The sequence below is a fragment of the Streptosporangiales bacterium genome, from assembly GCA_009379825.1.
Lineage (GTDB): Bacteria > Actinomycetota > Actinomycetes > Streptosporangiales > WHST01 > WHST01.
On sequence record WHTA01000047.1, the window covers coordinates 38,095 to 45,710 of the forward strand.

Below are 7,616 nucleotides of genomic sequence, written 5' to 3' on the forward strand. Positions count from 1 at the left end.
GTGGGCGGCGCGTGGGAAGAATTGCGTAGCCGGGTCAGCGTCCGGGAAGGAGAGCGTGCTCGTAAGCGTAGGCCGTGACGCCGGCCCTGGACGTGACCCCGAGCTTGCCGAAGATGTTGCTCATGTGTCTCGCGACCGTCTTCTCGCTGATCGCCAAGGCATGCGCGACCTCTCGGTTGGTCGCCCCCGTAGCCACGAGCCGCAGCACGTCCAGCTCGCGGCGTGTCAGCCCTGTCCCATCGGCGCGGGCGGCGTCCCGAGACAGTTCCGCCGCCGCAGCCATCGCCGGAGCGGCGGCGAGGTTCTCGAACGTCCTGCGGGCGGCACGCAGCTCCATCTCCGCGGTGTCGTGATCGCCCAGCTCACGGCATGCCTTCGCCATCGACAGCCGCACCTCGGCCGCCTCATAGGGCGCATCGAGGTCCTGCCACGCCTGCCAGGCGCGCCGGAACGAGCCACACGCGGCATGGGCATCGCCTTCCGCGAGCGTGACCGCACCGCGAGCGGCCGCGCCGACAGCGTGCAGGTAGACGGTGTCGAAATCCGAGGCCAGCCGCTCCAGCTCTTCCGTCGCGGCACGCGCTGCACCGACGTCGGCCGCCGCGAGCATGATCTTGATGTACGCGGCGAGCACCCTGGCTCGCTCGACGCGGTCGCCCTCGGCTTCGGCGGCCACTCTGCGGATCGCCGCGACGGCGTCTTCGGTGCGGCCCTGGGCCATGCGGAGCAGGGCGAGGCCGGGCTGGACGGCATGTCCGCACTCACCCGCGCGTCGATAGGCATCCTCGGCCGAGGTGAACTCACCGCGGAGCCGCAACAGCTCCCCCATCTGATACTCGGCCATGCCAAGCACCGGATCGCCCGGCGGGTCGGCCAGGTGCGCGCACGCCCGCCGGACCTCGTCGATGGCCTCGGACCAGTTGCCGCGCAGCTGCATGATCTCGGAGCGGTGCACCAGGCACTGACCCCGGTACGGCTTCAACCCTTGCTGGGTGGCGCACCAGCGACTGAACGCCGTGGTCCATTCCTGCGCCCGCCGTAGGTCGAACACCTCCCGGCAGGTGACGAGCACCACGCAGTAGACGTGCCCGGTCACGATCGGCGAGGTGTCGCCTGCGGTCACCGCGACCATCGCCTCGTCCAGCAAGGTGAGGCCGCGTTCGACCTCCCCCAGCCGTACCAACGCCCGCCCGCGCCCTATCTTGCTCCACGCATCCAGGTCCGGGTCATGGAAACGGTCGGCTATCGCGAACACCGCACAGAATCCTTCGTAGCAGGCGCTCGGGTCGCCACCTTGCAGATCCCGCAGCGCAGGCGGGATCAGCAGGTAGCCCTGCTCGACGCGATCGTGCCCCTCCTCGTCGAGCAGCCGTTGGCCGCGCGCCCACCAGCCGGTCGCCTCTGCATGCCGGCCGGATCCCATCAACACCAGTCCGAGCCAGTACGCACACCGCACTGCCTGGCCCACGTCACCGGCTTCCCTGAAGGCCTGATGGGCACGCTGGAAGGCGTCGACGGCCACGGTGTCGCGGCCGATCAGGTAGGCGACGTTCGCCAGCGTGTTCAGATCGGCAGCGTCGAGAGCCGAGCGGTCATCCGCCGCGGACAGGTCGGCGAAGGCGTCGACCCAGCGGTGACGAAGACAGGCGGCCCGACCCCGCTCGAGCACAGTCGTGGCCCCCGCGACCGATCCGGTCTCTCGGTGACCCATCTACCCAAAGTAGACCAACACGACGCGTCACATCGGTTGCCGACGCTGCCAGCGATGGATCTCGCACGACAGGGGCGGCCCGGGATAGCCCTGGTGACAATGCGCGGCCACCAGCCGTCCTGGCTCACCCATACCGCAAGGTCTGGCACAGAAAGCCATCGCAAGCTCACATTCCGCCGGGCTGCGTCGTCGTACGGCTGACAACGCTGCAAGGAGAACCCTCGTGAACATCGCTCTGTGGATCATAGCCGGCCTGCTCGCCGTCGTCTTCACTTTCGCCGGCGGCGCCAAAATCGTCGTGCCCAAGGAGAAGATCGCCAAGAAGCAGGCCTGGGTCGAGGACTGGAGTGCCGGCGCCATCAAGACGATCGGTGCCCTCGAGATACTGGCCGCGATCGGTCTGATCCTGCCGGCCGCGCTCGACATCGCACCGGTGCTGGTGCCGCTTGCTGCGCTCGGTCTGGTGCTGGTGATGGTGGGTGCATTCATCGTGCACCTTCGTCGCTCCGAGACAAAGAGCATGGCGGCGACCCTGGTCTACCTCGCCCTGGCCGGCTTCGTGGCCTGGGGCCGCTTCGATCCTCAGTCCTTCATCAGCTGACCCAATGCGGCGGCTGGCTCAGGCCTCTGGGATCTCGATACCGAAGTTCTCGCGGGTGATCTGGTCCGGCTCCGGGCCGCCGCGGACGCCGGTGTCGAGCGCGTCGATCGCGGCGAGCTGCTCGTCGGTCAGTGCGAAGTCGAAGACGTCGAAGTTCTCCGCGATCCGCGACGGCGTGACCGACTTCGGGATCACCTGCCGCCCCTGCTGCAGGTGCCAGCGGAGCATCACCTGGGCCGGCGACCTGCCGTGCGCCGCGACGATGACCGGGTCCTCGAGCGTGGAGCCCTTGCTGCCGTCCCGGTAGAAGGTGATCCCGCCGATCGGCGACCAGGCCTGGTTGCGGATACCGTGCTCGTCGTCGTAGGCCAGCAGTTCGGACTGGCGGAAGTAGGGGTGGACCTCGATCTGGTTGACGGCGGGCACGACCGAGGTGGCCGCGAGCAGCCGGTCGAGGTGCGACGGCATGCAGTTCGATACACGCTCAACGCCATGTACCGGCTGGTCGACGACATGGTCGTACGCCTGCCGGTGGTGCAGGGCGGGGTCGAGGAGGTGTCGATGGAGCAGGAGTGGCTGCCTCGTCTCGCGCCCTGTCTGCCCACGCGCGTACCTGAGGTGCTCGGAGCCGGGGAGCCCGCCCAGGGGTATCCGTGGCCGTGGTCGGTGTACCGGTGGCTGGCAGGCGAGCATCCCGTAGCAGGGGCACTGAGCGAGCCCGTCCTGGTTGCCGAGGACCTGGCCGCGTTCGTGGCTGCGATCCGGAGCATCACCCTGCCGGCTGCGCCGCAGGCACACCGAGGCGGGCCGGTCGCCTCGCTCGACGCGGATACCCGAGCGGCGATCGAGAGCCTGCGCGGAGTTCCGGATGAGGGCGTCGACTGCGACGCCGTGGCCGCCGTATGGGACGACGCGCTGCGGGCGCCAGGATGGGCGGAGCCGCCGGTGTGGCTGCACGCCGATCTGATGCCGGGCAATCTCCTGGGCGACGGCGGCAGGCTGACTGCTGTGCTCGACTTCGGCTGCATGGGGTTCGGCGACCCGGCCTGCGACCTGTTCCCGGCGTGGAACTTGCTGCCGGCCGGTGCGAGAGAGGTCTTTCGTGCGGCGCTCGACGTGGACGACGCGTCCTGGCGTCGTGGCCGCGGGCGGACGCTGTCGCAGGCGCTGATCGCACTGCCGTACTACCGGACGACGAACCCCGCGATGGCGCACAACGCCCGGCACGTGATCAGGGCGGTGCTGGACGAAGGCTGAGGCGTCCCGCCGCGAGCTGGGCCACCTGCTGAAGACTGCGCTCCGTCACACGGGGGTTCCCCAACGTGATTTAGTCCGGCACAGTTGGGTGCCCAAGCATGAGGAGGCTTGCCATGGCCGACACCGGCGCCACCGAAGGGCAGCATTCCGCGACGCAGGTTCCGACGAAGTTCAGGGGAAGACTCAGGATCGTCGGGCCGGGGCTCATCATCGCGGCCACGGGGGTGGGAGCCGGGGACATGGTGACGGCCCTGGTTGCCGGCACGCAGTTCGGCACCGTCTTCATCTGGGCCATCATCCTGGGAGCGCTGATCAAGTTCTCGCTCGTCGAGGGGATGGGCCGCTGGTACATGGCGACGGGGAAGACGATCGTCCAGGGCTGGCACTCCCTCAGCCGGGTCGCCAGCGGATACTTCGTGGTCTACCTCTGCCTCGTGACGTTCTTCTTCGGCGCGGCGATCACATCGGCGAGCGCGCTCGCCGTCAATGCCATGTTCCCCGGGCTCATGCCGGTCTGGGGATGGGCCATCATCCACGGCATCCTCGGCTTCGGCATATTGCTCGTCGGGCGCTACGGCCTCTTCGAGCGGATCATGCAGTTCTTCGTCGGCTTGATGTTCGTGACCGTGGTAGCGCTCGCGATCTTCCTGCTCCCGGGGCTGCAGCAGAACATCCTCACCGGGCTGGTGCCCACCCTGCCCGAGGGTTCCGTGCTCTACGCACTCGGTGTCATCGGCGGGGTGAGCGGCACCTACTCGCTGGCTGCCTACACGTACTGGGTACGCGAGCGAGGCTGGCGGAGCTCGTCCTGGATTCCCACGATGCGGGTCGACTCGAGCGTCGGCTACATCATCACTGCCGTCTTCATGATCTCGATGCTCATCATCGGCGCGAGTGTCCTGTACGGCACCGGCACCACCATCGACGGGGAAGAGGGCCTGGTCACCCTTGCCGGCCCGCTCAGCGAACGGTTCGGCACGTTCATCAAGTGGCTGTTCCTGGTCGGCTTCTGGTCCGCGGCAGCGGGTTCCATCCTCGGCGGCTGGAACGCCGGCGCCTATCTCTTCGCCGACTACGCCAGGACCGTCTCCAAGGCGCCAGACGAGAAGGCCGACACGTACCTGACCGAGAAGAGCTGGTACTTCCGTGGCTTCCTGGTCTGGTGCGCATTCCCACCGATGCTGCTGCACGCCTTCGACGAACCCGTGCTGCTCGTGATCATCTACGCCGCGCTCGGCGCTCTGTTCGTGCCCTTCATGGCGGGCACCCTGCTGTGGCTGCTCAACTCGCGGAACATCGAGAAGGACTTCCGCAACAAGATCCCGACGAACGTGGTCATGGCAGTCGCACTGCTGCTGTTCGTCGCGATGGCCGTGAACGAGATCATCGGGCTCTTCTAGCACAGGGCATGAAGCCGGCCCCAGGCGCTGACCCTGGGGCGCTGGCCCATGATCGTTTCCCTGCTCACCCCTTCGTCCGGTCAATTCTGACCAGCAAGAACGCCGTCGACGTGACTCATCACGTCGTGTCGGTACGGATCCGGACACAGGCGAGCGGTACCAACTGCGTGCCGTCCGGCGTAATATCCCCGGGTAGGCGCGCACCAGCCAGACGGCCCGGGGGGTCTGCCTCTGCGCATATCGATACACCAATGGAGGTGCGATATGCGACGACTCGTCTCGGTTGTCTTCACTGCCCGGTCTTGATGCTCTTTATCAGCGGCCATGACTCGCCCCCTGAGGGTCGCTAGCGAAGACACTGTTCAGCGGCCACTTCATCCTGCTCGGCCTCGCCTTCCATCCGGACTACGCGACCAGCGGCCGGTTCGTGTACTACAGAAGGGCCTGTGGCTGATGCAGGAACTCCGGGCGGCCTACCCGGGCATCCGGCCGGGTAGGCCGCCATCGTCGGCGCGCCAGTTGTCAAGGAGGCGCCTATGGAGTGCCGTTGAAGCCGCACCTTGGCGGCGAACGTCCGTCCCCATGTCTTCTAGCCCACCAATGGAGGTGTGGCATGCGGAGAGTACTTCTGGCGCTTGGCCTCGCGATGGTGGTCGCGTTCGGCACGATGCCCGGCGCAGCGGGCGCATCGCACAACGCGGACCAGCACCGCAACATGAAGCTTCTGTCGACGTCCCCGAACTCGGCGATCAACTCCGATCTCGCGTTCTTGGGCAACCACGCGTTCGTCGGCTACTACCGCAATGACCGCGCGGTCGGAGGCTTCCGCATCTTCGACATCTCGAACCCGGCCGGTCCGCGGCTGGTGAGGGACTTCTCGTGTGACGGGCTCCAGAACGACCCCATCGTCTGGGACCGCAACGGAAACGGTGTAGCCGACCTGATGATGTTGGCCGTGGACCGCACCATGGCGTCCTCCGAGTGCGGAGCCGCACGGTCGGCGGACCACGGTGATCCGACCGGTTGGGAAGGCGTCCGGATCTTCGAGATGAGCGACGATCCCGCCGACCCCTTCGCCGAGATCACCCAGGTCGAAGCGGTGTACACCGACTGCGGCGCACACACCATTACGCTGTGGCCGGGCGAGGTGGACGAGACCAACAAACTCCTCGTCTACGTCTCGTCCTACCCGCTGCGTGCGGGGCCTACCTGTGGTGACACCGAGCACCTGAACACCACGAACCCGTACGACGAGGATCCGGGCAGCCCGGCCAACCCGGAGCATGGCGTCATCCAGGTAGTCGAGGTGCCGCTCGACGACCCGTCGGCGGCCAGCGAGCTGGCGACCCAGCCGGCGATCAGCTACCCAGGTGACCCGGACGGGGTCAACGACTGGTGCGAGCGCTCGGTTACCGGTCCTGGCGAGCCGTGCCCTGGTCCGTTCGAACCCGCCGCGGTGGCCTGCCACGACATCGTCGTCCACGTCCAGGCGCGCCTGGCCGGGGGCGCCTGCGCCGAGCAGGGCCAGGTGTGGCGGATCGACGAGAACGGAATTCCCGACACGGCCAACCCGATCCAGGTCGCCGACGACGCGGTCAGCTCGGGCGGCAGCGGGAACATCCCCGGAGCGATCGACTTCTTCCACTCCGCCATGTTCAACAACGATGCGACCGTCGTGAACTGGGTCGACGAGTCCTTCGGCAGCGGCTGCCCGCCGATGACGACATGGCAGGCGCGGCCTTGGCACCCGGCAGGAGAACACAAGACCGGGCGGATGTTCTTCTCGCGTGTCGCCACGGGAGCCTTCCTGAGCGAGTTCCAGGTGGGCGACCTGCGGCCCGACCCGGCCCCGACCGCGTACTGCTCGGCTCACATGGGCATGGCGGTCATGGGTATCAAGCGGGACCTGCTGGTCAACGCCTGGTACACAGGCGGAGTCGACGTGATCGACTTCAGCAAGCCGACAAGACTGAAGGAGATCGCGTACTACGACATCGCCGGCCCTGGCCCACAGGGCTCGGACAACTGGTCGGCATACCCCTACACAGGCCCATTGTTCAAGCGCGGGCCAGGGATTCCCGTCTACGCATCGGACGGTGTGCATACGCCTGACTCCGCGAGGGGCATGGTGGTGTTCCGCACGTTGATCGAGAAGCCCAGTAGGGGCGGCATCGTGGATCATCTGAACCCGCAGACGATGGACTAGTAACGCCTGGCCCTGCGGCGGCACCGTTATCCAGACAAGCGAGGCCTCGACCAACCCTCATCGTCAGCAGATCCGCTAGCACAAGGCATGAAAACGGCCCCTCAGGCACTAGGCCCGAGGGGCCGTTCTCCCTGCGATCCCGCCTCGATGCGTCTTTGGTCATTGGCGGGCGCCATAGCATCAGCCGAGCAACCTTGCGCAGAGAGATCACCCGGTCCTGAACCCAGTCCAGTCACGGCGAAATCCTTACATACACGCCGATGACGATCGTCGACATCAAGGCGAGAGCCGCCGAGACGAGGAGCAATGATCAGAACCTGTGGATGTGCTTCGGGAGGGGCGTACCTTCTCGAAGGATGATCTGAAGCCCATGCAGTTCTGATCAGGGCCAGCGTTGGCGCGCTGGTTCGGGAAGGTACGCCCATGCTCAAGGTAGTCCAC

General features: G+C 66.9%; 5 protein-coding genes and 1 pseudogene. 4 read left to right on the plus strand and 2 right to left on the minus strand.

What is annotated here, in order from left to right; translation table 11 throughout:
• Positions 1-34: 34 nt before the first annotated feature.
• Positions 35-1,711: a DNA-binding response regulator gene (locus GEV07_20340; GenBank protein MQA04966.1), complete on the minus strand. Its 1,677-nt coding sequence runs from the start codon at positions 1,709-1,711 to the stop codon at positions 35-37.
• Between the two features lie 223 nt (positions 1,712-1,934).
• Here GEV07_20340 and GEV07_20345 point away from each other — a divergent pair, with 223 nt between their 5' ends.
• Positions 1,935-2,312 (plus strand): DoxX family protein, encoded by a 378-nt coding sequence (locus tag GEV07_20345; protein MQA04967.1) that lies wholly within the window; start codon positions 1,935-1,937, stop codon positions 2,310-2,312.
• Between the two features lie 18 nt (positions 2,313-2,330).
• On the opposite strand, the pseudogene GEV07_20350 reads toward GEV07_20345, so the two are convergent.
• A pseudogene (locus GEV07_20350) lies at positions 2,331-2,792 on the minus strand (aldo/keto reductase).
• A gap of 12 nt (positions 2,793-2,804) precedes the next feature.
• Here GEV07_20350 and GEV07_20355 point away from each other — a divergent pair.
• The 3 genes from GEV07_20355 to GEV07_20365 all read left to right on the plus strand — a co-directional run bounded on the left by GEV07_20355 (position 2,805) and on the right by GEV07_20365 (position 7,175).
• The gene (locus tag GEV07_20355) at positions 2,805-3,569 is read left to right on the plus strand and encodes a phosphotransferase (GenBank protein MQA04968.1); all 765 of its coding nucleotides are present in this window, start codon (positions 2,805-2,807) and stop codon (positions 3,567-3,569) included.
• Between the two features lie 113 nt (positions 3,570-3,682).
• Positions 3,683-4,969 (plus strand): divalent metal cation transporter, encoded by a 1,287-nt coding sequence (locus tag GEV07_20360; GenBank protein MQA04969.1) that lies wholly within the window; start codon positions 3,683-3,685, stop codon positions 4,967-4,969.
• Between the two features lie 613 nt (positions 4,970-5,582).
• Positions 5,583-7,175 carry a hypothetical protein gene (locus GEV07_20365; GenBank protein ID MQA04970.1) on the plus strand — a complete coding sequence of 531 codons (1,593 nt, stop codon included), beginning with the start codon at positions 5,583-5,585 and terminating at the stop codon, positions 7,173-7,175.
• Positions 7,176-7,616: the final 441 nt, after the last annotated feature.